24 protein-coding genes and 1 tRNA gene are annotated in these 24,632 nt (G+C 68.6%); 16 read left to right on the top strand and 9 right to left on the bottom strand.

The window, feature by feature from the left end; translation table 11 throughout:
* Positions 1 to 68: 68 nt before the first annotated feature.
* Positions 69 to 614, bottom strand: coding sequence for a YbhB/YbcL family Raf kinase inhibitor-like protein (locus tag Q8Q88_RS07310; RefSeq protein WP_305674539.1), 546 nt, complete (start codon positions 612 to 614; stop codon positions 69 to 71).
* A gap of 82 nt (positions 615 to 696) precedes the next feature.
* On the opposite strand from Q8Q88_RS07310, the gene Q8Q88_RS07315 reads away from it, so the two are divergent.
* The 3 genes from Q8Q88_RS07315 (at position 697) to Q8Q88_RS07325 (ending at position 2,630) form a co-directional block, all read left to right on the top strand.
* A complete protein-coding gene (locus Q8Q88_RS07315) occupies positions 697 to 1,584 on the top strand; it encodes an alpha/beta hydrolase (protein ID WP_305674540.1) in 888 nt (295 codons plus the stop codon).
* Between the two features lie 243 nt (positions 1,585 to 1,827).
* On the top strand, positions 1,828 to 2,184 hold the full coding sequence (gene panD / locus Q8Q88_RS07320; RefSeq protein WP_305674541.1) for an aspartate 1-decarboxylase: 357 nt from the start codon (positions 1,828 to 1,830) through the stop codon (positions 2,182 to 2,184).
* Positions 2,181 to 2,630 (top strand): hypothetical protein, encoded by a 450-nt coding sequence (locus Q8Q88_RS07325; protein ID WP_305674542.1) that lies wholly within the window; start codon positions 2,181 to 2,183, stop codon positions 2,628 to 2,630. Before panD ends, Q8Q88_RS07325 begins: the two co-directional genes overlap by 4 nt.
* Here the strand turns inward: Q8Q88_RS07325 and Q8Q88_RS07330 are convergent.
* Both Q8Q88_RS07330 and Q8Q88_RS07335 read right to left on the bottom strand, forming a co-directional pair.
* Positions 2,627 to 3,430 (bottom strand): enoyl-CoA hydratase/isomerase family protein, encoded by an 804-nt coding sequence (locus Q8Q88_RS07330; protein WP_305674543.1) that lies wholly within the window; start codon positions 3,428 to 3,430, stop codon positions 2,627 to 2,629. The genes Q8Q88_RS07325 and Q8Q88_RS07330 overlap by 4 nt on opposite strands.
* Before the next feature lie 71 nt (positions 3,431 to 3,501).
* Positions 3,502 to 4,245 carry an SIMPL domain-containing protein gene (locus tag Q8Q88_RS07335; protein ID WP_305674544.1) on the bottom strand — a complete coding sequence of 248 codons (744 nt, stop codon included), beginning with the start codon at positions 4,243 to 4,245 and terminating at the stop codon, positions 3,502 to 3,504.
* Positions 4,246 to 4,401: 156 nt separating this feature from the next.
* Here Q8Q88_RS07335 and Q8Q88_RS07340 point away from each other — a divergent pair.
* The 8 genes from Q8Q88_RS07340 (at position 4,402) to Q8Q88_RS07375 (ending at position 12,971) form a co-directional block, all read left to right on the top strand.
* Positions 4,402 to 4,477, top strand: a tRNA-Ile gene (locus Q8Q88_RS07340).
* Positions 4,478 to 4,602: 125 nt separating this feature from the next.
* Positions 4,603 to 6,291: a class I adenylate-forming enzyme family protein gene (locus tag Q8Q88_RS07345; protein ID WP_305674545.1), complete on the top strand. Its 1,689-nt coding sequence runs from the start codon at positions 4,603 to 4,605 to the stop codon at positions 6,289 to 6,291.
* Between the two features lie 80 nt (positions 6,292 to 6,371).
* Positions 6,372 to 7,319 carry a helix-turn-helix domain-containing protein gene (locus Q8Q88_RS07350; RefSeq protein WP_305674546.1) on the top strand — a complete coding sequence of 316 codons (948 nt, stop codon included), beginning with the start codon at positions 6,372 to 6,374 and terminating at the stop codon, positions 7,317 to 7,319.
* A gap of 67 nt (positions 7,320 to 7,386) precedes the next feature.
* Positions 7,387 to 8,322 carry an SDR family NAD(P)-dependent oxidoreductase gene (locus Q8Q88_RS07355; protein WP_305674547.1) on the top strand — a complete coding sequence of 312 codons (936 nt, stop codon included), beginning with the start codon at positions 7,387 to 7,389 and terminating at the stop codon, positions 8,320 to 8,322.
* Entirely contained in the window at positions 8,319 to 10,106 is a 1,788-nt protein-coding gene (locus Q8Q88_RS07360) for an AMP-binding protein (RefSeq protein WP_305674548.1), read from the top strand. Before Q8Q88_RS07355 ends, Q8Q88_RS07360 begins: the two co-directional genes overlap by 4 nt.
* 99 nt (positions 10,107 to 10,205) lie before the next feature.
* Positions 10,206 to 11,015, top strand: a complete 810-nt coding sequence (locus tag Q8Q88_RS07365) for a DUF1295 domain-containing protein (protein WP_305674549.1) — start codon at positions 10,206 to 10,208, stop codon at positions 11,013 to 11,015.
* 2 nt (positions 11,016 to 11,017) lie between these two features.
* Positions 11,018 to 11,941 carry a nitronate monooxygenase family protein gene (locus Q8Q88_RS07370; protein WP_305674550.1) on the top strand — a complete coding sequence of 308 codons (924 nt, stop codon included), beginning with the start codon at positions 11,018 to 11,020 and terminating at the stop codon, positions 11,939 to 11,941.
* 70 nt (positions 11,942 to 12,011) lie between these two features.
* Positions 12,012 to 12,971, top strand: a complete 960-nt coding sequence (locus Q8Q88_RS07375) for a helix-turn-helix domain-containing protein (RefSeq protein ID WP_305674551.1) — start codon at positions 12,012 to 12,014, stop codon at positions 12,969 to 12,971.
* A 1-nt stretch (position 12,972) separates the two neighbouring features.
* Here Q8Q88_RS07375 and Q8Q88_RS07380 read toward each other — a convergent pair whose 3' ends face one another.
* Both Q8Q88_RS07380 and Q8Q88_RS07385 read right to left on the bottom strand, forming a co-directional pair.
* Positions 12,973 to 13,407, bottom strand: coding sequence for a nuclear transport factor 2 family protein (locus Q8Q88_RS07380; RefSeq protein ID WP_305674552.1), 435 nt, complete (start codon positions 13,405 to 13,407; stop codon positions 12,973 to 12,975).
* Positions 13,408 to 13,468: 61 nt separating this feature from the next.
* Positions 13,469 to 15,736, bottom strand: a complete 2,268-nt coding sequence (locus Q8Q88_RS07385) for a TonB-dependent receptor (protein WP_305674553.1) — start codon at positions 15,734 to 15,736, stop codon at positions 13,469 to 13,471.
* 477 nt (positions 15,737 to 16,213) lie between these two features.
* On the opposite strand from Q8Q88_RS07385, the gene Q8Q88_RS07390 reads away from it, so the two are divergent.
* The gene (locus tag Q8Q88_RS07390) at positions 16,214 to 16,630 is read left to right on the top strand and encodes a limonene-1,2-epoxide hydrolase family protein (protein ID WP_305674554.1); all 417 of its coding nucleotides are present in this window, start codon (positions 16,214 to 16,216) and stop codon (positions 16,628 to 16,630) included.
* 7 nt (positions 16,631 to 16,637) lie between these two features.
* Here Q8Q88_RS07390 and Q8Q88_RS07395 read toward each other — a convergent pair whose 3' ends face one another.
* From Q8Q88_RS07395 to Q8Q88_RS07405, 3 genes are read right to left on the bottom strand one after another with little or no spacing between them, the layout of a single operon-like run.
* Positions 16,638 to 17,024 (bottom strand): nuclear transport factor 2 family protein, encoded by a 387-nt coding sequence (locus Q8Q88_RS07395; protein ID WP_305674555.1) that lies wholly within the window; start codon positions 17,022 to 17,024, stop codon positions 16,638 to 16,640.
* Between the two features lie 11 nt (positions 17,025 to 17,035).
* Positions 17,036 to 17,794: an SDR family oxidoreductase gene (locus Q8Q88_RS07400; RefSeq protein WP_305674556.1), complete on the bottom strand. Its 759-nt coding sequence runs from the start codon at positions 17,792 to 17,794 to the stop codon at positions 17,036 to 17,038.
* Positions 17,795 to 17,809: 15 nt separating this feature from the next.
* The gene (locus Q8Q88_RS07405; protein ID WP_305674557.1) at positions 17,810 to 19,297 is read right to left on the bottom strand and encodes a carotenoid oxygenase family protein; all 1,488 of its coding nucleotides are present in this window, start codon (positions 19,295 to 19,297) and stop codon (positions 17,810 to 17,812) included.
* 105 nt (positions 19,298 to 19,402) lie between these two features.
* Between Q8Q88_RS07405 and Q8Q88_RS07410 the strand changes: the two genes are divergently transcribed.
* Complete coding sequence (locus Q8Q88_RS07410; RefSeq protein ID WP_305674558.1) at positions 19,403 to 19,861, top strand: nuclear transport factor 2 family protein; 459 nt, start codon at positions 19,403 to 19,405, stop codon at positions 19,859 to 19,861.
* 189 nt (positions 19,862 to 20,050) lie between these two features.
* On the opposite strand, the gene Q8Q88_RS07415 is transcribed toward Q8Q88_RS07410, so the two are convergent.
* Positions 20,051 to 22,054: a TonB-dependent receptor gene (locus tag Q8Q88_RS07415; protein WP_305674559.1), complete on the bottom strand. Its 2,004-nt coding sequence runs from the start codon at positions 22,052 to 22,054 to the stop codon at positions 20,051 to 20,053.
* Between the two features lie 248 nt (positions 22,055 to 22,302).
* On the opposite strand from Q8Q88_RS07415, the gene Q8Q88_RS07420 reads away from it, so the two are divergent.
* The 3 genes from Q8Q88_RS07420 to Q8Q88_RS07430 all read left to right on the top strand — a co-directional run bounded on the left by Q8Q88_RS07420 (position 22,303) and on the right by Q8Q88_RS07430 (position 24,628).
* Positions 22,303 to 22,770, top strand: a complete 468-nt coding sequence (locus Q8Q88_RS07420) for a DOMON-like domain-containing protein (RefSeq protein WP_305674560.1) — start codon at positions 22,303 to 22,305, stop codon at positions 22,768 to 22,770.
* The gene (locus tag Q8Q88_RS07425; protein ID WP_305674561.1) at positions 22,767 to 23,969 is read left to right on the top strand and encodes a DUF1343 domain-containing protein; all 1,203 of its coding nucleotides are present in this window, start codon (positions 22,767 to 22,769) and stop codon (positions 23,967 to 23,969) included. Before Q8Q88_RS07420 ends, Q8Q88_RS07425 begins: the two co-directional genes overlap by 4 nt.
* Positions 23,970 to 24,151: 182 nt before the next feature.
* A complete protein-coding gene (locus tag Q8Q88_RS07430) occupies positions 24,152 to 24,628 on the top strand; it encodes a type VI secretion system tube protein Hcp (protein ID WP_305674562.1) in 477 nt (158 codons plus the stop codon).
* Positions 24,629 to 24,632: the final 4 nt, after the last annotated feature.

Genomic DNA, 24,632 nt, shown 5'->3' on the forward strand with positions numbered 1-24,632 from the left:
GCCGCGCGAGCCGTCTCGGAGCCCGCTTCGGAGGGATTTGCGCCGGGTGACGCTAGGCGCGTCAAGCCCTACTGCCGGCTGGGCGCCTCATAGGTGGCGACCATCTCGCCCTTGGCCAAGGTATGGCCCTTCAGCACGTTGAGCAGTTCCACCAGGGGCGTGTCCGGATCCATCTCCAGCCGCTGATCCAGGGCGAAGAGCTGGAAGTAGTAATGGTGCGGGCCGTGGCCCGCGAGCGGCATGGGCCCGAACCAACCATAGTCGCCATTGTCGTTGCGGCCCTGGATGATCGGGTGGGGCGGATCGATGCGTTGGGCCAGGGGCACGCCCTCGGGCAGGCCGCCGGCCTCGGGCGGGATGTTCCAGATCATCCAGTGGACGAACGGCTTGTCCCGCGGCGCGTCCGGGTCCTCGACCACCAGGGCGTAGCTCTGTGCTCCTTCGATCCCGTTCCAGGTCAGGGGCGGGGAGATGTTGTCGTGATAGGCCGAATGGCGGTCGTCCAGACGACCGTCGGTCCCCTGGCTCGGGGACATGACGACCAGACCGCTGTCGTCGCGCGGATCGACCTTGAGGATGGTGATGGCTTCGCCGGAATGCTGGGGCGTGGTCATGGGATGGGCTCCTTCGCCTTCGCACAACCGGGCGGCGGCCCGGATGGTTGCGGGGCGGCGGGAACGCCGATAGCCCTGGGACATGCCGCTTCACGCCCCGCTCCGGCCGTTCCACCAGACCGCGCGGGCGGGCCTGATCGCGGCGGCGGCCGTGCTCGCCAGCGCCTGCACGCCGTTGGGCGTGTTCAACACCTTCGTGCCGCACGATCCGGCCCTGCGCAGCGCCACGGGCCAGGCCTACGGAACCGCGGCGCGCCAGACCCTCGACGTCTACGCCCCGCGCCGCATCGAGGCGCCACGGCCCATCGCGGTGTTCTTCTACGGCGGCTCGTGGGAGACGGGGCGGCGGCAGGACTACGAGTGGACGGCCCGGGCCCTGGCGGCCAAGGGCTTCGTCGTCGTGCTGCCCGACTACCGGCTCTATCCGGCGGTCCGTTTCCCGGCCTTCCTGGAGGACGGCGCCCTGGCGGTGCGCTGGGCGGTCGACCATGGCCCGGCCTATGGCGGCGATCCTGGCCGCATCGTGTTGCTCGGCCATTCGGCGGGGGCCTACAACGCCGTCATGCTGGCGCTGGACGAGCGCTATCTGAAGGCCGCCGGGGTCGATCCGCGCACCGTCAAGGCGGTGGCGGGCTTGGCCGGGCCCTACGACTTCCTGCCGCTGAAAGGGGCGGGGGCGACCAATGTGTTCGGCCAACAGACGAATCTCGCGACGACCCAGCCAGCCACCTACGCCCGTCCCGACGCCCCGCCGATGTTCCTGGCCACGGGCGAGGCCGACGCGGAAGTGCCGCCGCGCGACACCGCCTATCTGGCCACGGCCCTGCGCCGGGCAGGGGCGAGCGTGGAGGAGCGTCATTATCCGGGCCTGGACCACAACGGCGTCATGAAGGCCATCGCCCGGCCGTTCCGGAGCCTGGCGCCGCTGCTGGATGAGATGTCGGCCTTCCTGCACGAGAAGGCCGGCTAGGGCGGGCGGTCACAAAAATATCAGCTCACCCTACGTGATCGGGCGGCCCTAGACGCCAGCGAGCCTATCCCGCCGATTCTGCTGGAGAATCCCGCTCTCGACCTCGCCAAACGCCGGTACGCGACCAATTGACCTAGGGTCAGGTTTGTTGCATCGCGACAATTGAACCGCCTCATTTTCGCGGCTATATCCGCTGGCCCTTCATTTTGAGGGCATTGTGCACTGCACGTTGAAGGACCGCCCATGCTGGTGACCCTGATGAAGGCCAAGCTGCACCGCGCCACGGTGACCCAGGCCGATCTCGAGTATGAAGGTTCGATCGCCATCGACCGCGATCTGCTGGACGCCTCGGGGATCCTGCCCCACGAGCAGGTCGACGTGCTGAACATCACCACCGGCGCGCGTTTCACCACCTACGCCATCGAGGCCCCCCGCGGTTCCAAGGTCATTGGCGTCAATGGCGCGGCCGCGCGCCTGGTGCAAAAGGGCGACAAGGTGATCGTGGTGACCTACGGCATGCTGCCGTCCGAGGAAGCCCGCAACTATTCCCCCACCGTCGTGCTGTTGGACGACGGCAACCACGTGAAGCTGGCCGCATGATCCGGCGCGCCGCAGGCCTCCTGCTCGCGGCGCTCCTCGTCTCCGCCTGCACGCCGAACGCGCCCGAAGGAGTCGACAAGGCAGTCCTGGACGAGGCGGTCGGCAAGGCGGTCGGCGATCCCGGAACCTGCGTGTTGATCGCTGAGGGCGGCAAGACGGTCTACCGCTTCGGCTCCAACGTGGTCTGCGGTCGCAAGCTGCCGGCCTGCGGCGGCGGCCTGGCCCAGACGCCGGACGACCTGCTGGAGGCCGCGCTCGCCGGCAGGACCCCGATGACCGCCAGCTGCCCCAGCAATCCCGACGGTTCGCGCCTTGTGGCCTGGGCGTCCGGCCCCATCGAGGGGCACGACATGGTCTACGCCGCGGTGATGGAGGGCGATCAGGTCCCCCCCGGCGTGGTGATCGCCGACAAGCTGGACGCCGCCTTCAAGGAGGCAGGACTCTAGTCTCCGGTGAATTTCGGCGACCGCTTCTCGAGAAAGGCCGCCACGCCCTCCTGGAAATCCGAACTGCGGCTGGTCAACAGGAACTGGTCGCGGTCCATGAAGGTCGCCGCGTGATGGCCGGCCTTGGTCACCGCGTCGATCGCCTCCTTGGTCATACGTACGGGCAGGGGCGGCAGGGCGGCGAGCTTGGCGGCCCAGGCCTGGGCCGCCGCCAGGGCCCCGCCGTCGGCGACCACCTCGTCGCAGAACCCCCAGTCCAGGCAGGTGGCGGCCGAGGCCGCTTCCCCGAACATCACGAACCGCTTGGCCCGCGCCGGACCGACCAGGGCGGTGATCCGCGGTAGGCTGCGCCAGCTCATATTGATGCCGAGAGGCACCTCCGGCAGCCGCAGGGTCGCGCCCTGGCCCATGATCCGGAAATCGCAGGCCACGGCGAGCGCGCAGCCGCCGCCGATGCAGTAGCCCTCCAGCGCCGCCAGGGTGACCGCCTCGATCTCTTCCCAGGCCTCGCACATGTCGGGGCCGGCCATCACGGCCTGCCGGGTCTCGAGAAGCGTGGGTTTGCGCCGTTCGCCCTGGGCGCCGAGGTCGGCGCCGGCCGAGAAGAAGCGGTCGGTCCCGGTGAGGATCACCGCGGTGAGGTCGCTGCGCCGCCGGATCGCCCGGGCGAAGGCGGTGAGCTCTTCCATCAGGGCGGTGTTGAGCGCATTGCGCGCCGCGGGCCGATTGAGATGCACCAAAGCGACCGGGCCCTCCAGGCTGACGCTCAGATTGCTCCAAGCCTGCTCGAACGGATCCATGGCGCCCCTCCCGATCGGTCGAGGGTCGCCGGTCCGGACGGCCGGCGCAAGCACCGGCCGTCCGTCGATGGCTAGCGGGTCATCTCATAGAGGGCGGTGACGTCGATCCGCACAGGCAGTTCGCCGCCCGAGATCGCCGTGCCGGACGAGTCGGCCTTCTCCATCCGCGCATAGGCCACCATCGGCATGGGCGGCGGGACGGAATAGCCGCCGCCTTCGCTCAGCGACACCAGCCGGCTGATACGGTGGCCGGTGGCCTGGCCGTAGAGCGCGGCCTTGGCGCTGAGCGCCTTGACCGCCTCGTGGCGCGCGGCGTTCTCGGCGGCGGTAGGATCCTTCAGGCCGAAGGAAATGCCGTTCACCTGGTTGGCGCCGGCCTTGACCGTGGCGTCCACCGCGGCCCCCAGCTTGGCCAGATCGTTGACGGTCACGGTCACCTGGTTGGAGGCCTGGTAGCCGCGCAGCCTTGGCGGCTCGTTCTGCACATAGTCGTACTGCGGCGAGAGGTTGAGGCCCGAGGTCTGGATGTCTTTCTCGGCGATGCCGGCCTTGCGCAGGGCGGCGATGACGCTGTTCATCCGCTCGCCATTGGCCGAGAGCGCGCCGGCGGCGGTCGGAGCCTCGGTCACCACGCCCAGATTGATCGTGGCCTTGTCGGGCGCGACGCGGGTCTCGCCATAGGCCGAGAGGTTGAGGGTGGTGGCGTTGAACATGGAAGCGGCTCCAGCCGGCAGGGTTTGGGCCAGGGCGGCGGGCGCGGCCGCGGCGGTCGCGAGCAGCAGGGCCAGGGCGCCGGCGCGGACGAGGGTCTTCATGGATGTCTCCAGTCGGGGATGAGCAGACTTGCCCGGAGCCGGCTCCTCGACCTAACGGCGAGCCGACCCTGGCGGTTCCGCTTGTTACAAACCTAACCTGAACGGCGGCTTTAAGGCGCGTGCAGGGCGTGGTAACCCGACGATCCGCCGCTGCAGGGGCCTGTAGCTCAATGGTTAGAGCCGACCGCTCATAACGGTCTGGTTGTAGGTTCGAGTCCTACCGGGCCCACCAGCGCGCTTCCGTGGACGTCCATGCTCGGAACCGTCCAGCGGGAACTTGCAATACGATACTGACTATGCGAGCGCTGGCGACGAGGCGGGACTCGACCCGCCGCTCATCCTGACCCGGAGGCGAGCTTGCGCCCTAGTCCGCCCGAACGCGTTGCAGAATACCGCCGTCGGGGGTGGTGGCGGGGCCAGACCGTCGACGCGCTGTTCCGCGCGGCGGTCTTCGCGCGCGCCGGCGCAGAAGCCTTGATCGACGCGCCAAACCGGCAAGCCCTGGTGGGGACAGCGCCGCGGCGGCTGACCTTTGCCCAGGTCGACGCCCAGGTGGACGCCATGGCGCAGGTCTTCGCAGGGCTCGGGGTCGGCCGTGGCGACGTGGTGGCCATCCAACTTCCCAATCTGGTGGAAGGGGTGTTGGCCCTCCTGGCCTGCGCCCGCATGGGCGCGATCCTGAGCCCGGTCGCCATGGCCTATCGTGGCCACGAGCTGCGCCAGATCCTGCCCATCATCGAGCCGAAGCTGTACCTAACGGTGGGCGACTTCCACGGTTGCGACCACGCAGCCATGCTGCTGGATTTGAAGGGCCAGGGCGCGACCGACGCCGCGATTGTTCGCCTCGGCGCCGAGGCGCCCGATGGGGCCCACGCCCTGGACAGCCTCCTCGCCGAGGCCGCGCCCGCGCCCTACGCCACGCCGTCCGACCTCGACGCCGCCGAGGCGCTGACCATCTGCTGGACCTCGGGCACCGAAGCCGCGCCCAAGGGCGTCCCGCGCCACCACGACCATTGGGTGGTCAATGGCGAGGGCCTCGTGGAGGCTGCGGGGCTCGAGGCCGGCGACACCATCCTGAACCCGTTCCCCCTGATCAATATCGCCGCCATCGGGGGCATGGTGATGCCCTGGCTGGTCTGCCAAGGCCGGCTGGTCCAGCATCATCCCTTCGACCTGCCGGTCTTCCTGTCCCAGATGCAGGACGAAGGCGTGGCCTACACTGTCGCCCCGCCGGCGGTGTTGAACATGCTGCTGCAGAATGAGGCCCTGCTGTCGGCCACGGACCTCTCCAGGCTGCGCTGCCTGGGCTCCGGTTCGGCGCCGCTGGCGCCCTGGATGGTGAAGGGCTGGCAGGACCGCCACGGCGTGACCGTGATGAACGTGTTCGGCTCCAATGAGGGCGCCTCGCTGTTCTCTACCGGACGAGCGATACCGGATCCGGAACAGCGGGCGCGGTTCTTCCCGCGGTTCGGGGTCGAGGGGCTGGACTGGGGGGCGGATTTTCCGGGCAAGATCGTCACCCGGTTGGTCGATCCGGAGACCGGCCGGGAGATCGTCGCGCCGGGGGTTGAGGGCGAGCTGCGCATCGCCGGGGCCATGACCTTCGACGGCTATGTGAAGGCGCCGGAACTGACCCGCCAGGCCTTCGACGACGAGGGGTTTTTCCGTACCGGCGACCTGTTCGAGATCGCGCCGGAGGCGGGCGGTCGCTACTACCGCTTCGTCGGTCGCCGCAAGGAGATCATCATCCGCGGTGGGCTGAACATCTCGCCGGCCGAACTGGACGTGCTGATCGAGAGCCATCCCAAGGTGCGCGAGGCGGGCTGCGTGGCCTATCCCGACGAGCGGCTCGGCGAGCGGGTCTGCGCGGTGGTGGCCCTGCGGCCAGGCCAGGACCTGACCCTGGATGAGTTGAACACCCACCTGCGGACCCACGACATTGCGACGTACAAGCTACCGGAGAAGCTGCGGGTCATTGAGGCCCTGCCGCGCAATCCCCTGGGCAAGGTGTTGCGGCGCGACCTGTCGGGTGTCGCGGCGAGCTGAATGCGGCTTGCATAGTCACACCCGTTCCGCGACTCTTGGAGACCTGAAGTTTTCCGGGCCTTCAAGAGCAAGCCTGACCCATGACGTCGCCGAAATTCATCCGCACCTGCTCGATCTGGCGGGCGCTGGAGGTGGTTGGAGACACCTCCGTCCTGCTGATCCTGGAGGCCTCCTGGATCGGGGCGCGGCGTTTCGATGAGTATCGCGCCCGCACGGGCCTGCTGCAGACCCTGCTCAGCGACCGGCTGAAGCGGTTGGTGGCGGCCGATGTCCTTGAGAAGGCGCTCTACAGCCAGTCGCCGCCCCGGTTCGAATACCGCCTGACCCGCAAGGGTCGCGACCTCTACTGGCCGGCCCTGATGATGCTGCGCTGGGAGCGTCGCTGGAGCGCGCCGGAGGGCAAGCTGCAACTGCGGCTGCGGCACCGGACCTGCGGTCAGGTCTTCGAGCCCGTGCCCACCTGCCTGAAATGCGGCGACGAGATCAGCGCCCGCGATGTGGACTGGACCGAGGGGCCTGGAGTCGGCTGGATGGCCGCGCGCTACAGCCGCCGCCGCCAGCAGCGCCACGCCGCCGAGGCCTCTTCCTCCTTGATGGTCGACGTGGCCCAGATCACCGGCGACAGGTGGGCGAGCCTGGTGCTGCGCTCGATCTTCACGGGCCTGCGCCGGTTCGACGAAATCCACCGTGATACGGCCATGGCCACCAACATCCTGTCGGAGCGCCTTTCCTGGCTCACCGCCTTCGGGGTGATCCGGGCCCACGACCTGGGCGGTCGGCGGTCCGAGTACCGGCTGACCGAGAAGGGCATCGACTACTACCCGGTCCTGCTCATGCTGCTGCAATGGGGCGACAAATATTACGTCTCGCCCGAGGGCCCGCCGCTGCTGCTGCGCCATAAGGCCCACGGACACGACCTGGAGCCCGCGGTCACCTGCTCCTGCTGCAGCCAGCCGGTGGAGGCGCACGACGTGACCTTCGAGGTGATCGAGGCCGAGGCCTCCCGAACGCTCGAGACGGCCGGCTAGTTTCCCGCCAGTCACTTGCATAACGATACGAAGTGTGGATGATCAGTCTCGGGAGAGAGGTCGCCACATGCAAGAGACGATCGCGGAGAGCGCCGGACGCGCGCAGGACATGCGTGAGCGGGTGGTGATCGTCACCGGGGCGGGCAAGGGCCTGGGCCGCGCCTACGCCCTGGATCTCGCCGAGCGCGGCGCCTCAGTGGTGGTCAACAATCGCTGGAGCGACCGCGGCCAGGCGCCCAGCGCGGAGGCGGTCGTCGACGAGATCCGCGCGGCGGGCGGCCGGGCCGTGGCCAGTCTGGAGTCCGCCGAGGACCCGGGGGCTGGCGAGGCGCTGGTGGCCCAGGCCGTCGCCGAGTTCGGCCGCCTTGACGCGGTGGTCTCCAACGCCGGCGTGCCGGAGACCATTCGACTGCACCGGCAGACCCGCGACGGCTTCCGCCGGATCTTCGATATCAACTTCTTCGGCGCCCTCCACCTGATCCAGGCGGCTTGGCCGGCGCTCTCGGCGTCGGGGGCTGGACGGATCGTGGTCAGCACCTCGTCGGCCGGCCTGCACGGCGGCGACGGCATGACGGGCTACGCCTCCTCCAAGGCGGCGTTGATCGGCCTCGTCCGGGGACTGGCCGTCGAGGGGGCGTTGCGCGCCGTGCGCATCAACGCCATCGCCCCCTACGCCTTCACGGCCATGACCGAGCCGCATCTGCCGCCAGGCATGGCCGAACGGATGGACCCGGCGGCCGTGGCGCCCCTGGTCTCCTGGCTGGTGAGCGAGGCCTGCGATGTCACCGGCCAGACCCTGGTCAGCGGTGGTGGACGCCTTCGCGCGGCCTTCGCCGTGGAGGGTCGGCCCGTGGCCCTGGAAGAGGGTGCGATCGGACCGGCGGTCCACACCGCCCTGAGGGCCGAGCCGCGCGAGGCCTATGGCGACGCCCACCAGGCCTTCGCGGCCTTCATGGACGGCCGCCCGACCTTGGCCCCGGATCGTCAGGCCATGGACGCATGACCATGCCCGCCGACGCCCTGGCCGCGCCGTTCCGCGAAGCCCACCTGATGCCCGTGGACCTGGAGGTCGAGCGGCGCGCCGATGGGACCGTCCTGATCACCTCGAAGATCCCGCTGCGCGCCTATGAGGCCAACATCCCCGCCGCCTTCGCGCGGCGGGCCGCGGCGTCGGGCGACAAGCCCGCCCTGGCCCAACGGGGCGCGGACGGCGCATGGGTCTTCACTTCGTTCGCCCAGCTCAAGCGCGACATGGACGCGGCCGCCCAATGGCTGATGGACCAGGCGCCGCCAGGCCCAGTGCTGATCCTGGCCGGTAACACGCCGGCCTTCGCGGTGATGAGCTTCGCCGCCCAGGCCGCCGGGCGCGCCGCCTGTCCGGTCAGCGTCACCTATGCGGCCCTGGGCGGCGACTACGGCCGCCTCGCCCACGTAATCGCCAAGGTGGAGCCCGCCGTGGTGTTCGCCCAGGACAGCGCCATGGCCGCCGGGGCGCTCGAAGCGCTGGACCTGGGCGGAGCGAAGCTCGTCACCACCGACCCCTCGCGGGTGTCGAAACCGGCCGTGTCCTATGCCGAGGTGCTGGCCACCGTGGCGACGCCCGAGGTCGCCAGATCCATCGATAGGTTGAAGCCCCACGACCGCGCCGCTCTGATGCTGACCTCGGGGTCCACCGGCCTGCCCAAGGTGGTGCCGATCACCTTCGACAACCTCGCCGCCAACAGCGCCCAGTGCCAGCAGACCATCGGCGAGGCGGCGGGCTGGCATGAGGTGATGCTGGACTGGCTGCCCTGGCATCATGCGGCCGGGGCCTTCGTCCTGCGGACCACCCTGCTGGAAGGCGGCACGCTCTATGTCGACGACGGCAAGCCGGCGCCGGGCCTGTTCGAGACCTCGATCCGCAATCTGCGGGAGATTTCGGTCAGCTATTTCAACAACGTGCCGCTGGGCTACGCCATGCTGGCCGACGCCCTGGAGAAGGACCCGGTGCTGCGGGCGACCTTCTTCCGGAAGATGCGGCTGATGCTCTATGGCGGGGCAGGGCTCTCCCAGGCCGTCCATGACCGCCTGCAGGCCTGCGCGGTGGCCGAGACCGGCTGCCGCATCATGATGACCAGCGGCTACGGCATGACCGAGACCGTCTCCGCCTTCATGGTCATCCATTTCGAGACCGATAAGGTGGGCATCGGCCTGCCGGCGCCGGGCACGACCCTGAAGCTGGCTCCGGTGGGCGACCGCTATGAGGTGCGGGCGCGGGGTCCGAACGTGACGCGGGGCTATCTCGATGAGCCGGAGAAGACGGCGCTCGCCTTCGACGAGGAGGGCTTCTACCGCACCGGCGACCTGGCGGTGTTCCACGACCCGGCCGACCCGACCCAGGGCCTGGCCTTCGCCGGCCGGGCGGCCGAGGAGTTCAAGCTCTCCAGCGGGACCTGGGTCTATGGCGGATTCCTGCGCGACGGCCTGATCAAGACCCTGTCGCCCCTGGTCCTGGACCTGGTGCTCTGCGACGACGGCCGGCCCTATCTGGGGGTGATGCTGTGGCCGACGGCCGGCTCCGATCCCGCGGAGATCGCCCGGCGCCTGGCGGCGTTCAACACCGGCCAGCGCGGCGGCGCGGCGCGGGTGAAGCGCGCACTGCTGCTGACCGAACCCCCCAGCGCCAACGCTCACGAAATCTCCGATAAGGGCACGATCAATCGCCGCGCCGTGATCGATCGGCGGGCCGAGCAGGTGGAGCGGCTGTTCGCCGAGGCGCCGGACGAGGGCGTCATGGCGCTGGGCTGACGGCCAGTTCGCGTGCGAACCTTGCGAAACCTGACTAACTTGCATAGAGAGACTAATAGATCGTCCCCTTGAACGGGGCGGCAAATCGGGGGTGAGGCTATGCCGGATTTCGTCGTGGTGCTGGCGATCAACGCCGGGGTCGTCCTGGCCCTGTTCGTCCTGGCCTGGGCCGCCTGCGTGGCCATGCGCGACTGCACGCCGGTCGACAGCCTCTGGGCCCTGGGCATGGGGGCGGTGGCCGTCTCGACCTTCCTGCAGACCGGCGGCGGCACGCCGCGGCGGGTGGTGCTGACGGCGATCTGCGTCGCCTGGGCCCTGCGCCTGGGCGGCTACATGCTGTGGCGCTGGCGCGACCATGGTCCCGACCGCCGCTATGTGCGGCTGCTGGACAAGGCCAAGACCGAACGCGGTTGGAACTACGGCTACGCTGCCTTCCGCCTGGTGTTCATGCTGCAGATGCCGCTGCTCTGGCTGGTCTGCCTGCCGGTCCAGCTGGGCCAGGTCGCCCCCGAATCCGCGGAACTCGGCGCCCTCGGCCTGGCCGGGGCGGGCCTTGCCGTCTTGGGCCTGATCTTCGAAAGCCTGGCCGACTGGCAGCTGGTCCGGTTCCGGAAGGACCCCGCCAATGAGGGCCAGGTGATGGACAGGGGCCTGTGGCGCTACACCCGCCATCCCAACTATTTCGGCGACGCCTGCGTCTGGTTCGGCCTTTGGCTGGTGGCCGCAGAGACCACGCTCGGCCTGTTCTCCATCGTCGGCCCGCTCTACCTGGTCTTCACCCTGACCCGCTGGAGCGGCGTGCCGACCGTCGAGGGCCGCATGCGCCGCCGCAAGCCCGGCTACGAGGACTATATGCGTCGCACGTCAGGCTTCATCCCCTGGCCGCCCAAGCCGCCGGAAGTCGTCTGAGCATGTCCTTGCCGACACGCATCGCCGAGCGCCTGCGGATTCCCGCCATCGCCGCGCCGATGTTCCTGGTCTCCGGCGTCGACATGGTGCTGGCCGCCTGCAAGGCCGGGATCGTCGGGTCCTTCCCGGCCAACAACGCCAGGACCCTGGATGATCTCGACGCCTGGATGGGCCAGATCGCCGCGACCCTACCGGCTGACGCGCCGCCCTGGGCGATCAACATCATGGTCCACCGCTCCTATTCCCGCTGGGAGGAGGAGCTCGAACTGGTCCTGAAGCACAGGCCGCCGATCGTGATCACGGCGCTGGGCAGTCCAGCGGCGGTGGTCGAGGCGATTCATGCTTATGGCGGCGTGGTCTATGCCGACGTGAATTCCCTGACCTACGCCCAGAAGGCGGCCAGGACCGGGGTGGACGGGTTGATCCTGGTGGCGTCCGGAGCCGGCGGCCATACGGGGCCCCTGTCGGCCTTCGCCTTCACGCCGGCGGTGCGGGAGGTGTTCGACGGAACCATCGTGCTGGGCGGCGGGATCGGATCGGGCCAGGCCATCCGGGCCGCCCAGGTGCTGGGGGCGGACCTGGCCTATCTCGGCACCCGGCTGATCGCCTGCGAAGAGAGCCTGGCGGTTCCGGGCTACAAGCAGATGCTCATCGAGTCCGGCGCCGACGACATCGTCACATCCGCCGCCCTGACGGGGATCCCCGCCAACTGGCTGAAGGCCAGCCTGACGGCGGCGGGCTATGATTCCGAAGGCCTGAAGGCCAAGACCGAGATCAATCTGGGCGCGCCCGAGGAGGCCGCCAAGCGCTGGCGCGACGTCTGGGCGGCAGGGCAGGGCGTCGGCGAGGTGCGGGCCGTCGAGCCCCTGGCGGCCATCGTCGAGGCGTTGGCGCGGGAGTATGCGGAGGCGCGCCGCCGAGCCTGAGCCGGGCGTCCCGCGGCCTTGACAAGCCTGGTTCGGGACAGAAGGGTCGGGGTCCGAAACCAGAGGCGACATGGCCGACCGCACCAGCATCCCGGACAGGCCGCCGCTCCCCCAACTGATACAGGCCAACTCGGCCACCCGAGCGCTCAATGTCCTGGGGGACCGCTGGATCCTGATGATCCTCTATCTGGCGTTCCAGCGGGTCCGCCGGTTCGATGAGTTCCAGGGCAAGATCGGCCTGGCGCGCAGCCTGCTGATCGGACGCCTGCGCCGCCTGCAGGCTGTCGGCATCCTCGAGAAGGTGCGCTATCGCGAGCGGCCGATACGCGAGGAGTATCATCTCTCCGAGATGGGCCGGGACCTCTACAGCCTGGCCCTGATGATCATCCGCTGGGAGAAACGGTGGTTCTACGACGCGGCCGATCCCGCCCATCGCCTGAAGCACAAGTGCGGCCACGAGTTCACGCCGGAGTACCGCTGCGGCCATTGCGGCGAACTGGTCAGCCCGCGCGACGTCTATGCCGAGGCCGGTCCGGGGGCCGGCTACGATCCGTCCCTGCCGCCGCGCGCCCAACGGCGCTCCAGCGTTCCCGGCGGCGCGCTCAACCAGGGCAATCCGATGCTGGACCGCGCCTTCCAGGTGCTGGGCGACCGATGGACCAGCCACGTGATCGCCTCGGCCTTCATGGGACGGCGACGTTTCAACGATTTCCAGAACGCGCTCGGTGTGGCCCCCAATATCCTGTCGGACCGGCTATCGCGACTGGTGGAGTTGGGCGTGCTGCGCCGGGAGCTCTACCAGCAACGACCCGATCGCTGGGAATATCGGCTGACAGACGAGGGACGCGACCTCTACCCTTTGATCGCTGAGCTGATCGGCTGGGGCGACCGCTGGCTCGACGATGGCAAGGGACCGCCGTTGATCACCTACCATCGCACCTGCGGCCACAGGCTGGCGGCCAAGGTCACCTGCGACCAGTGCGGCGAGGTGGTCGACGCGTTCAACGTAACGCCGTCGGCTCCCGTCTAGGTCAACTTGCGGCCAGGGGGCGGTCGAGCAGGCTGTCGACCTGGGCGCTGAGCGGCTCGCCGGCCTTCTGCTGGGCCGCGACGCCAAGATCGACATAGTCGCGCCAGCCGACGATCAGGTCGCCGCGGAAGTCGAGCACCCCGGCATAGGGCGTGGCCACGCGCTTGCCGTCGCTGGTGCGGTAGTCGTCGACGCCTTCGACGAATAGACGATCGCCGGTCTCGGAATAGGAGAAGATTCGCCATTCGATGGCGTGCATGTCGGCCTGGAAGCGTTCCAGGAGCTTGCGCGCGGCGGCCTTGCCGCGGACCGGCGGCATGGCGGCGGCGGCATAGTGCCAAACGATGTCGTCAGCCATGTGGGAGAGGACCCGGTCGACATCCTTGGCCTGCCAGGCCTCGATGACCTGGCGGAGGATCTCGTAGCGGCGGCCCATGGGCGGTCCTCCAGGCAAAGGGAACGGCCGGGCGGAGGTCCGCCCGGCCGCGCGGTGAAGGCTAGAACGCCGCGGAGACTTCCACACCGTAGGTCCGGGGCGCGCCGAAGGACGACATCTCCTCTTGGAAGAAGGGGATGATGTTGGTGCGATACCGGGTCTTGCCCAGGTTCTTGCCGTAGACCGACAGGGTCCAGTTCTGGTCGGGCACGGTCAGGGTCACCCGGCCGTCGAGGGTGCCGTAGTCCTTCTCCCAGGTGGTGTTTTCCGGCGCCCAGGGCATCTTGCCCTGCCAGCGATAGGCCAGGCGGGCCGAAAGGGCGTCTTCCCAACCGCCGACATCGGTGGTGACCTCGGCGCCTACCGCCAGCTGCCATTTCGGGGTTCGCTGCAGCAGTTTCCCGGAATTGTTGACGCCGGCGAAGACGAAGGTGTCGTAGGTGGCGTCCACGTAGCTGGTGCTGGCCCAACTGCGGAACCACGAGGTCGGCGCGAACTGCACGTCGCTCTCCACGCCCTTGATGGTGGCGCCAGGGGCGTTGCTGATCACGTTGCAGAGGCAGGAGGCCAGGGTCTGCTGCACCTGCAGGTTCTTGTACTTCATGTAGAACACCGCGGTGTTCCAGCGAAGGATGCGGCCGAAGAGCTCGGTCTTGTAGCCGGCCTCGTAGTTGGTGACCGTCTCCGGGTCGTAGGGCGTGGCCGCGGCGAAGGCGTTGGAGGCGTTGTTCTGGAAGCCGCCGCCCTTGAAGCCCTTGGAAACCGTCAGATAGGCCATGTTCAGGTCGTCGGGCGTCCAACGCAGGGTGGCCTGCGGTGTCAGCTCCTTCCAGCTCTCTCCGTAGGCCGTCGCGAAGTTGACGGTCAGCGGGGTGAGTGGCGCGGTGTCGTTCGGATTCAGTCGGTCGCCGGTTGCCACGATGATGCCCCGCTGGAACCCGGTCTTCTCGTCGTGGGTGTAGCGGGCGCCGACGTCCAGCTTGACGGTGTCGGTGATCTGGAAGCCGATCTGGGCGAAGATCGCCATGTCCTCGTTGCGGCCGTGGTCGTCCCAATGGGACTCGCCCGACAGGGTCGGCAGGACCGTCGATTCACCCCAGAACCGGTTGTACTGGTGGACCTTGGTCTTCTGGTAATAGGCGCCGACGATCCAGTCGAAGCGGCTGTCGTCGTCCGTGGAGGTGAGGCGGACCTCTTGGGAGATCTGGTTCATGCCCTCAATGAAATTCACAGGTTCGGCGAACAGCAGCGGGGCGGCGACGTTGAAGCCGTTGGCCGGCCCCAGTCCCGTCTGGTCGTAGAGCGTGAACGACTGGTTGTTGCGATAGCCGGTGATGCTGGAGAACCGGATGTTCTCGGCCACGTCCTTCTCGACCTTGACGATGATGTCGTAGGTCTTGTGCCGGGCGCTCTGCGGCGTCGGAGCGGCGTCGCCCTTGAAGTGCGGCCAGATCGGCAGGCTCTCGTCCAGGTCCAGGTGGCCGCGGCGCGCGGCGATCAGGGCGCGGGTGCCTGACCAGGGCGTGAAGCTGGCCGGCAGGGTGGGGCTCTTCAGTCCGACCCGATGGATGCCGTCATTGCTGTCCTTGGCGTAGTCGACATTCAGGCTCGCGCGTAGGTCGGAATTCTCGGGCGCGTAGGCCAACTGGACCCGCGCCTGGGTGGAATCCAGGTTTTCCAGCTCGGTGTTGTGCAGGATGTCCTTGTAGTAGCCCCCGCGGTTTATGGTCTGGAACGAGAGACGGCCGGCGAGGGTCTCGGTCAGGGCGCCGGTGAAATAGCCGGTGGTCTGGCGCAGGTCGTAGTTGCCCAGCGTCGCTGTGAACTTGCCCGAACGTTCGAAGCTGGGGGCGTTGCTGATGATGTTCACCGCGCCGCCGGCCACGTTCTTGCCCAGCAGCACCCCTTGCGGGCCGCGCACGACCTCGATCCGGGCCACGTCGTAGAAGGCCGAGTTCAGGTTGCCCGAACGGCTCACATAGACGTCGTCGACGAAGGTGGAGACCGACTGGTCGGCGGTCGGCGAGGAGAGGCGGGTGTTCACCACACCGCGGATGTTGATCTCGTTGGCTTGCGGCGAGTTCGCGGTGAACGAGATCCCGGTCATGTTGTGGCCGAGGTCTTCCAGGGTCAGGACCCGATCCTTGGCCAGGCTGGCGCCGGAGACGGCAGTGATCGCCAGGGGCGCGTCCTGGACGTTCTCCTCGCGCTTCTGGGCGGTGACGATCAGTTCTTCGAGTTGAGTGCTCTGGGCGGCGGCCTGGCCCGGCATGGCCATCGCCATGCCCGAGAGCAGCGCGATGACGGACGTCGTGTGTTGCAGCTTCACTGGTTTTTCCCCCGGGTCGGACCGGCCTGAAAGTCGCCGGAGGGCCCTGTTGTGTCCCGCGTTAGGCGGGGTTTTTCCGATGCGTTGAAGGGTGCGGCGTATTCAGGAAGGCCAGTCCAGGGCGGGTACGGTCGACGGTGCGGCGTCAACTTGCATAACAGCGCAAGCAACGGTCCGAGCTGGATTGGGCCTGCAGGCGTGACGGCCTGCGATCTGTCCTGGTTACGACTTTCCCTCGTTCTTTTTTCGGCTTGTCTACACCTCCGAGGTTAGGCGACTTTTTTAAGTCTCGTCAAGCAAGTCACTACCCGCGCGGGGCCCGAGGCGGTCGGTTCGGCGGCCCGCAACCGGCCGCCTGACGCGACGGATTCTGCGTCCGCCGAAATAGACTTGCCAGCCGTAGGTACTATTATGCAAGTTAATTTTCAACAAGGCCGGGGGCGCTCGGCCCCGTCGCCGCCACGGAGGACCCCCACCATGACCGCGAAGCTTACGGACGAACAGAAGATCGCGATGGGTTGGGAGATGGCCCAGGCCTGGCGCGACCTGAATTGGCGCAAGGTCGCCGACATGTTCGCCCCCGACGGGGTGCTGCATTCGATGATGGTCGACCCCATCGTCGGCCGCGAAGCGGTCTACAAACGGGTCAGGGGCCTGGGCGAAGATCTGGCGTCGATCACCCTCAACATCCGCCAGATGGGCGTGATCGACGGCGTCCTCTACATGGAGCGCGTCGACGAGTTCGTGATCGCGGGCCGGCCGGGTTCGGTCCCGGTGGTCGGCGTGCTCGAGTTCGACGGACCGCTGATCAAGGCTTGGCGGGAATATTACGACCGCGCCCACCTGCTGAAGGCGATGGGCTTGGCGGAGGACTTCGACCAGAAGACCCGCTGAGCGCCGCCTAACGCCCGAAGCTGCGCAGCGCCGCCGACTTGGCGGAGTCGAGATACTCGTCCAGGCGGGTGATGACGCCGTTCTCGATCCGCACCACGACGCAGGCGTCCATCGCCCACTTCGAGCCGTCGGGCAGGGTGGCCTCAAGGACGTGCTGCTGCAGGAACCCGTCGTGCAGGGCTTCGCGCCGCAGGACGCGGTAGTTGCGGTCGGGGAGGGTGCGGATGAACCAGTCCAGCACCTTCATGTTCTGGTCGACTGTCTGCTCGATCCCGTCGCTGTTGTGCCAGAGCTTGGCGTCCGGCGCGTAGCAGGCGCGCACGGTGTCGGTGTCGCCGCTCTGGATCGCGTCCACGAAGCGCTCGGCGAAGTCCAGGTATTGTTGAGGGGTCATGGGTCTCTCGCTCAGCGGCCGGTGGTGACGCGCTCGCCCGACAGCGAGCGGCGCATGGAAAGTTCGAGGGCCTTGGGGTCGCGGGCCAGATTGGCGCGCACGTCCACGGCCATAAAGTCGGTGTCCACCTCGTCGGCGCCTTTGCGGATCGCCTTCAGGCCGGCCTGGGCGATGGTGTCGGGGGTTTCCTTGAACCCCTCCACATGGCTGGCCATGCGGGTGTCGACCGAGCCCACGATCAAGGCCGTGACGCTGGTGTTCTGGGCCGCGAGCTCGGCGCGGACGCAGGTGGTCATGGCGCGGCCTGCGAACTTGGAGGGACTGTAGCCGCCCATGCCGGGCACGGCGACGATGCCGCCCGCCGACAGCACGTTGGCTATGGCGCTCTCATTGTGGCGGCCCAGGATCGGGGCGAAGGCGCGGCACATGGCCAGAGGGCCGAAATAGTTGATCTCCATTTCCGAGCGCGCGGCCGACAGGTCCGGCGCCGTCATCAGGGTTTGCATCGAGAACTGGCCGGCGTTGTTGACCAGGATACTGACGTCCTGGCACTGGGCGGCGGCGGCCTCGATCTGTTCGGGCTTGCTGACGTCGAGGCCTACGGCGACCACGCGACCGCCGCCTTCGTCGATCAGATGCCGGGCGTTGGCGGCGTCCCGCGTCGCCACATAGACCCGGGCCGATCCCGCGGCCAGGAAGGCGCGCACGAAGGCCTCGCCGATGCCGCGGTTGCCGCCGGTCACCAGGGCGACGCTGTCCTTGAGTTCCATCGTCGTCGTCCTGAACTAGGTTGCGGGGGCGTCGACGAAGCCGTTGCGGATCAGCTCGCGGTCGGCCCACACCGAATGGGTGCCGCTGGAGAGCTTGTGCGGCAGGGCGATGCGGACCACCGGCCCGTCGGCGAAGCGCTTGGCGTCGATCAGCACGCACTCCGAGGTCTGGGTGTTCTCGTCGATGATGAAGCTCACCAGATAGCCGTCGTCCTCGTCCTTGGCGCCGATGCGCGGGACGAAGGGCGCTTCGCTGGCGTAGCGGCCCTCGGGCAGGGTCACCTCCCAGGACTCCCCGGTCTCCAGGTCGTGCTTGACGAAGCCGGTGAACAGGAACCAGCCGGGCTTGCTGGTGGTCGAGTAGGCGTACCGATAGGGCTTGCCGGCATGGCGCTGGTTGAACATCCCGAATTCAAGGACGCGGTCGTCCAGGTGGCCCTCCGTGGTCTCGCCGGTCTTCAGGTTGAAGCGCCAGCGGTGCAGCTTGGGCAGGAAGGAATGCTCGTCCAGGAAGCCCATCATGTGGCCGTGGCCGTCCGGCGCGCCGGCCAGGGGACCCGGCGTGGGGTTCTCCTCGAAGTAGCCGTCCATGACGATCTCGTCGCCGTCCTCATAGGCGTTGAGGAAGTGCAGGATGTAGGTGGGATCGGCCTCGAACCAGCGGACATCCTTGGCGTCGCCGTAGCGCGGGATGACCCCGAAGCGGGACGGCAGGCCCCGGTGGGCGCGCACCGCATGGATGCCGCGTTTCAGAAGCTCTTCGTCCCAGAACACCGGCAGGTCGTTGAGGATCGAATAGTGTTCGGTGAAGGCCATGTCGTGCGGCAGGCGGGGCCCGGGCAGGGGTACGGGCGTGTAGTGGGTGAGCTTCCCGTGCCGGTCGACCACCCCGTAATGCATGTAGGGCGCATGCTTGGAATAGTTGAAGAACAGCAGCTCGCCGGTGGCCTCGTCGACCTTGGTGTGGGCCGAGACGCCATCCAGCGGCCCCCAGCTCGCCACGCCGCCCTGCTCGAGGGTCTCGGGGTCCAGCCAGTAGGCCTCGCCGCATTGATAGAAGGTCGAGACGATCTTGCCGCCATGCACGACCACGTCTGTGGAGGATGAATCCTTCAGGCCGCCATGGGCGCCGAAGCCGGGCCGCAGGGAGACTTCGGGTCCGTCCATCAGCCCGCCCCAGAGCGCCTGGCCCGCCTCCTGTTCCGTCTCGAAGCCGCGGGTGCGCACAAAGCGGTTCCGGTAGTCGGCACGGCCGCCTTTGAAGCTGATCATGTGCAGCATCCCGTCGCCGTCGAAGGGATGGTAGCGGCCCAGGGGCTGCTGCACGGGGTTCTCTGTGTTGCGCACATAGACCCCGTCGATGTCGGTCGGGATGGCGCCTTCGATCATCTCCAGGTCCGTGGCGTCGACCTCTTCATGCAGCGGCGTCCAGGCCCCGGTCAGATAGGGGTGGTTGCTGGGCCGCAGCGACGTCTTCACCGGCGCCAGGCGCTCCATCTTCATCAGGGGTCTCCGAATTTCGATCCTGGCGGCCAGCGCCCTTGAATTCAGCCTAGCACCATGGTCTTGTTGTGCAAGTGACACCTGGAATTAAGACCCGGAGGAATGATGGCGCGGATTTTCAGCCTGATGGCGGTGGTTCTGACCCTGGCCGTGACGGCCCTGCCGGCCCACGCGGCCGACAGCGACGCCGACAAGGTCGCGGTGGCGCGCGAGATGATCCACGCCTGGAAGGACGCCGACTGGCGGAAGGTCGCCGACCTGTTCGCCGAGGACGGCGTCCTGCGTTCGATGATGATTGAACCGGTGGTCGGGCGGACGGCGATCTATGACCGGATCGCGGCCCTAGGCGCCGGCGCGCCCGGCGGCGTGATCCTCGACGTCTCCCACATGGGGGTCATAGACGGGCTGGTGTTCATCGAGCGGGTCGACCGCTTCGTCTACAAGGGCCGCCCGGGATCGGTCCCGGTGGTCGGCGTTCTCGACATCCGCGACGGCAAGGTTCGTGAGTGGCGAGAATACTATGACCGCGCTCAGCTTCTGAACGCCCTGGGCGAAGCGCGCTAGAGAAAAATCCGATCTGATTGGATCGGATTCTTCTCAAACCTCTTTGAATCTAGACCATTTTCTTCGCCGAATCGGCGCCCACTTCGGCGGAAAATGGTCTAGGGGGCGACCGCCGCCTTCCGGGAGCAGGTCTGCGGATCGAAAACCGTTTGCGTCGGGCGGCCGGCGCAAACTCGGCGGCGCCTGAAATCAGCGGCGAATCGTCAGGCCGAGGCGGACGGTCCGCGGTGCGGAATAGCTCTCCACCCCGTCGGCTGTCTCACCCACCTCGAGCTCTTCGTCGAACAGGTTCTCTGCGGCCAGATAGACCTCGGCATAGTCGGCCATGCGCCAGGTGGCCCGGGCGTCCAGCTGCACGCCGGCCGACAGGCGGCGGCTGTTGAGATCGTCTTCCCAGCGGTTGCTTTCGTAACGGACGTCGGCCGACAGGCCCAACCGCTCCAGCGGCTGGAAGGTCACCCCGCCGGTGAGGGTCAGCTTCGGCGTCTGGGCGGGCCTCAGCCCGGTGAGCTGCGGGGCGCTCGCCCCGCCGTCCACCTCGGCGTCGGTGTAGGCGAAGGCGGCCCGCCAGCCGAGGGATTGCGCCGCCTCGCCAGCGACCTCGCCCTCGACGCCCCAGGCCCTGATCTCGCCGGCGTTCCGCCGTTGGCGCAGGGTTCCGCCGGCCGGAACGAAGCCCGCCGTCGGGAACGCGCCCGGGCCGACGCCGATCGTGACATTGGCGATGGGGTCTTGAAGCCGGTTGTGGAAGAGGGTCGCGGCCCAGCCGAGCGGCCCCTCGCCGCCGACGCCAAGCTCGACGCCCTGCAGGGTTTCGGGCTTCAGGGTCGGATTGGCCTCGGTGATGTCGTTGCCCACCCGGAACGGCCGATGCAGTTCGTTGAGCGTCGGCGGACGGAAGCCGGCATAGGCGGCGGCCCGCACGTAGAGCGCCTCGCTCAGTTCGTAGCGCAGTCCGAGCCGGCCGGTTGGGGTCGTGTTGGAACGGTCGGCGCCCGGCTGGTTGAGGGTAAGCGCGCCCGTGGCGGTGTCCCGCTCCCGCCGCACTGCGTCGTAGGCCCGCGAACGGTCGATCCGCAGGCCCGCGGTGGCGAGCCAGGGCCCTTCATCCAGCGCCGCCTCGGCATAGGCGCCGGCCACCAGCGTCTTGCCGCCGGCTTCGCGGTCGCGGGTGAAGGCGCCGGCCATGAACCGGAAGCGCTCGTGCTCGGTTCCCTCGGCCAGGCGGAGGTCCGCCCCGATCTCCCACGCCAAGGCGCCCTGCATGCCCTGCCAGGCGGCGTTCAGGCCATAGCCGGTGGCCGGGGTGTCGTACTGGTCGTTGGCCGGCGTGGTTGTCGCGCGGCCGGCCGCCACCGCCACCGAGCTGTTCTCGAGATTGCTCTTGCGCACCCAGCCCTGTAGGCGCCAGCCGCCGACGCCCTCGGCCGCCGGCTGGGCCAGGGTGAGGACCGCCGAGCTTCCGGTGGTGTTGGACCGCGCGCCCGCGAGGCCGGCCTGCTGGTTGACCTGGAAGGCCGAGACTCGCACGGCCGCCTGCACGCCGCCGAAGTCGTGCTGCACGCGCAGGGCGGCCACTGCGTCGTCCAGGCGCAGCCGCGTGTCGGCCGCCCCGCGGCGGGCTCCGCGCACCGGGTGGTAGCCCTCCGTCCGGGAGCCGCCCACGGTCACCAGCACGCCCGGCAGACCCGCCACCGCCACCGCGCGGTAGCTGTCGCGCGCGCCGACGGAGACCTCAGCCGCCGCCAGCCCCTGCGGCGCGCTGCGCTCCTGCAGCGCCACCACCCCGGTGAGAGCGCCCGCGCCGTAGGGACCCGCGCCGGCGCCGCGGACCACCGTCGCGCCATCCAAGCCCTCGGACGGAAGCCCGCTCCAGATCACCCAGCCGCCGAACGGATCGTTCTGCGGGGCGCCGTCCAGGGTCACCAGGGTCCGGCCCGCGCCCGATGGCGCGATAGCCCTCAGCGAGAGCCCCTGGGTGGTCGGGTTGGCCGCGCCGCTGCCGGTGCGGCGGAACAGCGACACGCCGGGCACGCTCTTCAGCGCCTCATCCAGGCGCGGCTCGGTTCTGAGGGTTTCGGGCCCGATCCGCACGGCGCTGAACGCCGCCTCGCCGCCCAGGGGCGCGAGCCGCGGCGGATGGACGATCACGATCTCGACTTCGGGGGCCGGGGGAGGCGGCAGATCTGGCATGGCGCTTCAGGGGCTCGTTGGGCTGTAGGCGGACAGGGTCTTCAGGAGGTCTTTGATTCCGTCCAGGCGGCCCGAATTGCAGACAAACGATGAAGACCGGTCACAACGTCAAGTCCGGCGTCCTCTTCGGTGGCGTCGGCGCGCGTCGCCGCTATCATGCGGGTATGCGGGCCTTGCGACTCCACTCGGACACAGTTTGCCCAGCCGTGGGGCGCATCGAGGCGGAGGTTAGCCGCCGGCGGCCTGGCTTGCTGACCCTGCGCTACGTCGTGTCGGGCGCGATGCGCGCGCTGAGCCTGCCGCCCCCGGCGACGCCCGCGCGCGCCGACGGGCTCTGGCAGCGAACCTGCTTCGAGGCGTTCCTCCGCCCCGGGCCTGGCGAAGCCTATTACGAATTCAACTTCTCCCCCTCGACGGAGTGGGCCGCCTATCGATTCGACGGCTATCGGCAAGGGATGAGGCCCGCCGAAGGCCTCCAGGCGCCGCGCATTGAACCGAGCGCGACCGACGAGGCTTTCGAGCTGCGCGTCTCGCTCGACCTGGATCAGGTTCCGGACTTGCCGATGGCCGGCGCCTGGGGGCTTGGCCTTGCCGCAGTGATCGAGGACGCGGGCGGCGCCATCTCGTACTGGGCGCTGGCCCATCCGCCGGGTAAGGCGGACTTCCATCACGCCGACGGCTTCGCACTAAACCTTTCAGCCCCCGGGGCCCCATGAGATTTGGCATAGATCGACTGCTCGACGAACCGTCCCTGCGCGCGCCGCTGGCGGGCCGTCGGATCGCCTTGCTTGCTCATCCGGCGTCGGTCACCCGGGACCTGGATCATTCGCTCGACGCCCTGACGGCCTGCGCGGATCTGAAGATCACCGCCGCCATCGGACCGCAACATGGCCTGCGTGGCGACAAGCAGGACAATATGGTCGAGTCACCGGACTTCAACGATCCGGTGCACGGCGTCCCGGTCTTCAGCCTCTATGGCGAGATCCGTCGGCCGACCTCGGCGATGATGGAGAGCTTCGACGTCCTGCTCGTCGACCTGCAGGACCTGGGCTGCCGCATCTACACCTTCATCACCACCCTTCGCTACGTGCTGGAAGCGGCGGCCGAACACGGCAAGGCCGTGTGGGTGCTGGACCGGCCCAATCCGGTCGGCCGGCCCGTCGAGGGGCTGACCCTGCGCCCGGGCTGGGAGAGCTTCGTCGGCGCCGGGCCCATGCCCATGCGCCATGGGCTGACCCTCGGAGAGCTGGGTCACTGGTTCATCAAAACCCTCAAGCTCGACGTCGAGTATCGGGTGATCGAGATGGACGACTGGGCGCCGGATTCCGGGCCTGGCTTCGGCTGGCCCCTGGGTGGGCGGACCTGGGTCAATCCCAGCCCGAACGCGCCCAACCTCTGGATGGCGCGGGCCTATGCCGGAACGGTCATGCTGGAAGGCGCGACCCTGTCGGAGGGCCGCGGCACGACCCGGCCGCTGGAGCTGTTCGGCGCACCGGACATCGACGCCCGGCAGGTCATCCAGGAGATGCGGGCGCTCGCGCCCCAGTGGCTGGCCGGCTGTCATCTGCGCGACTGCTGGTTCGAGCCCACCTTCCACAAGCATGTGGGTCAGCTCTGTAACGGGGTGCAGATCCACACCGAGGGGCCCGTCTACGACCACGCGGCCTTCCGGCCCTGGCGTCTGCAGGCGCTGGCCTTCAAGGCCATCCGCCGGCTCTATCCGGACTATCCGCTGTGGCGCGACTTCCCCTACGAGTACGAAGTCGGCAAGCTCGCCATCGACGTCATCAACGGCGGCCCCAGCCTGCGCGAATGGGTGGACGACGCGAACGCCATGCCTGGGGACCTCGAGGCCCTGACCGCGCCGGACGAGCGGGCCTGGCTGGTCGAGCGGCGGGAATTCGAACTCTATTGAGATCACGCCGACGCGCTGTCGGCCGCCGCAGGGGTTGCACGGTCTTCGCCTGCCGCGTGCAACGGAATGCAACTTGCGGATGCCGCACGACGCTCGCCGCTGCACCTCACCGCAACGGCGCGGCCACGTCACAAACTCTCCCAACACGAGCGGCCCGGCCGCCGGATTTGGGAGAAACGACCTTGATCCAGGTCTTCACCACCACGGCTTCCTTCCTTCGGAAGCCAGTCGCCCTCGCCACCCTCGCCGTCGGCCTGCTGGTCTGCGCCTCGGCCGCGGCGGCCTCCGACTACCTGCTTGAACTCGACGGCGTGAAGGGCGAGCCCAGCGTGCGCCGCGGGACCCTTGAGATCGACAGCTTCGGCTGGGGCGTCGGCGGCCCGATCCAGAGCTGCCACGGCCGCTCGGGCCGCGGCGAGGCGACCCTCACCGGTCCCGCCATCGCCTCCGACGCCCGCCTGGTCGCCGCGGCCGCGTCGGGCAAGGTGATCCCGCGCGCCAAGCTGTTCGCCCGCAAGTCCGGCTCGGAAAGCACCACCGAGATCAAGCTGGAGAAGGTGATGGTCAGCTCGCTCGCCCCGGGCGGCCGAACGGCCGGCGAGGTCAGGCTCAGCTTCGCCAACGCCAGCTGGTCTGTTCAGGGCTGCCGGCTCGGCTAGGTGC

This window comes from Phenylobacterium sp. (assembly GCF_030697925.1).
In the GTDB taxonomy this organism is placed as follows: domain Bacteria; phylum Pseudomonadota; class Alphaproteobacteria; order Caulobacterales; family Caulobacteraceae; genus Phenylobacterium.

Excerpts from the sequence above, each read along its gene's own strand:
- Q8Q88_RS07310 (WP_305674539.1), bottom strand. The coding sequence starts at position 614 with ATGACCACGCCCCAGCATTCCGGCGAAGCCATCACCATCCTCAAGGTC.
- Q8Q88_RS07315 (WP_305674540.1), top strand. The coding sequence starts at position 697 with ATGCCGCTTCACGCCCCGCTCCGGCCGTTCCACCAGACCGCGCGGGCG.
- panD (WP_305674541.1), top strand. The coding sequence starts at position 1,828 with ATGCTGGTGACCCTGATGAAGGCCAAGCTGCACCGCGCCACGGTGACC.
- Q8Q88_RS07325 (WP_305674542.1), top strand. The coding sequence starts at position 2,181 with ATGATCCGGCGCGCCGCAGGCCTCCTGCTCGCGGCGCTCCTCGTCTCC.
- Q8Q88_RS07330 (WP_305674543.1), bottom strand. The coding sequence starts at position 3,430 with ATGGATCCGTTCGAGCAGGCTTGGAGCAATCTGAGCGTCAGCCTGGAG.
- Q8Q88_RS07335 (WP_305674544.1), bottom strand. The coding sequence starts at position 4,245 with ATGAAGACCCTCGTCCGCGCCGGCGCCCTGGCCCTGCTGCTCGCGACC.
- Q8Q88_RS07350 (WP_305674546.1), top strand. The coding sequence starts at position 6,372 with ATGACGTCGCCGAAATTCATCCGCACCTGCTCGATCTGGCGGGCGCTG.
- Q8Q88_RS07355 (WP_305674547.1), top strand. The coding sequence starts at position 7,387 with ATGCAAGAGACGATCGCGGAGAGCGCCGGACGCGCGCAGGACATGCGT.
- Q8Q88_RS07360 (WP_305674548.1), top strand. The coding sequence starts at position 8,319 with ATGACCATGCCCGCCGACGCCCTGGCCGCGCCGTTCCGCGAAGCCCAC.
- Q8Q88_RS07365 (WP_305674549.1), top strand. The coding sequence starts at position 10,206 with ATGCCGGATTTCGTCGTGGTGCTGGCGATCAACGCCGGGGTCGTCCTG.
- Q8Q88_RS07370 (WP_305674550.1), top strand. The coding sequence starts at position 11,018 with ATGTCCTTGCCGACACGCATCGCCGAGCGCCTGCGGATTCCCGCCATC.
- Q8Q88_RS07375 (WP_305674551.1), top strand. The coding sequence starts at position 12,012 with ATGGCCGACCGCACCAGCATCCCGGACAGGCCGCCGCTCCCCCAACTG.
- Q8Q88_RS07380 (WP_305674552.1), bottom strand. The coding sequence starts at position 13,407 with ATGGGCCGCCGCTACGAGATCCTCCGCCAGGTCATCGAGGCCTGGCAG.
- Q8Q88_RS07390 (WP_305674554.1), top strand. The coding sequence starts at position 16,214 with ATGACCGCGAAGCTTACGGACGAACAGAAGATCGCGATGGGTTGGGAG.
- Q8Q88_RS07395 (WP_305674555.1), bottom strand. The coding sequence starts at position 17,024 with ATGACCCCTCAACAATACCTGGACTTCGCCGAGCGCTTCGTGGACGCG.
- Q8Q88_RS07400 (WP_305674556.1), bottom strand. The coding sequence starts at position 17,794 with ATGGAACTCAAGGACAGCGTCGCCCTGGTGACCGGCGGCAACCGCGGC.
- Q8Q88_RS07405 (WP_305674557.1), bottom strand. The coding sequence starts at position 19,297 with ATGAAGATGGAGCGCCTGGCGCCGGTGAAGACGTCGCTGCGGCCCAGC.
- Q8Q88_RS07410 (WP_305674558.1), top strand. The coding sequence starts at position 19,403 with ATGGCGCGGATTTTCAGCCTGATGGCGGTGGTTCTGACCCTGGCCGTG.
- Q8Q88_RS07415 (WP_305674559.1), bottom strand. The coding sequence starts at position 22,054 with ATGCCAGATCTGCCGCCTCCCCCGGCCCCCGAAGTCGAGATCGTGATC.
- Q8Q88_RS07425 (WP_305674561.1), top strand. The coding sequence starts at position 22,767 with ATGAGATTTGGCATAGATCGACTGCTCGACGAACCGTCCCTGCGCGCG.